Source organism: Mesorhizobium sp. M1A.F.Ca.ET.072.01.1.1 (assembly GCF_004023325.1).
In the GTDB taxonomy this organism is placed as follows: Bacteria; Pseudomonadota; Alphaproteobacteria; order Rhizobiales; family Rhizobiaceae; genus Mesorhizobium.
In genome coordinates, this window is sequence record NZ_RZSF01000687.1 from 1 (window position 1) to 694 (window position 694).

At 73.3% G+C, this 694-nt stretch carries 1 pseudogene; it reads right to left on the reverse strand.

Annotated elements, in window-relative coordinates:
• Positions 1 to 384: pseudogene (locus tag EOA32_RS39440) on the reverse strand (signal recognition particle-docking protein FtsY); the annotation flags it as partial.
• Positions 385 to 694 lie beyond the last annotated feature (310 nt).

Genomic DNA, 694 nt, shown 5'->3' on the forward strand with positions numbered 1-694 from the left:
GACCGGCGCAGCCTGGCGAATGGGAGGCAGGGCTTCCGCCGGCGGAGCCGGCTCCGGTGGCGGCAAATCCTCCGCAGGCTGACGCTGCGCCTCACCCTCATCCTCTCCCCGTGAAGAACGGGGAGAAGGGGGCGTCGGCGTTGGCGCTTCTTCCTTCTCCCCGGCACTATACGGGGAGAAGGTGCCGGCAGGCGGATGAGGCGCGGCGCCGACCTCTAAAGATGGCTCGATAGAAGGTGCCTCGCCCGGTGGAACTTCGATCGGCGCTGGCGCCTCGGCCGGGACTTCGCTGGGCGTCGTCGGCACTTCGACGGGCACCGGCACCGGCTGCGGCTCCGGACGCGAAGGCTCGATCTCCGGCTCGGCCGGCGCGGGTGCAGGCACCTCCTGCGGTGCCGGCGCGGGCACCGGCTCAGGTGCAGGTTCGGGCGGAGCGGGCACTTCCACCGGTGCCGGTGGCTGCGGCTGCTCCGGGGCGGGCCGCGGCTCTTCTTCCGGCTGGGGCTGCGGCAGCGGCTCCGGCTCGGATGGAACGACCGGCTCCGGTGCCGGCGGGATGACGGGTTCCGGCGCCGGCGGAATGTCCGGTGCGGGTTCGGGCTTCGGCTCCTCAGGAACCGGTTGGGGCGCAGGTCCTGCCTCCCCCTCGATGGGGGAGGTCCCGAGCGCAGCTCGAGGGTGATTGGCGCCGGCG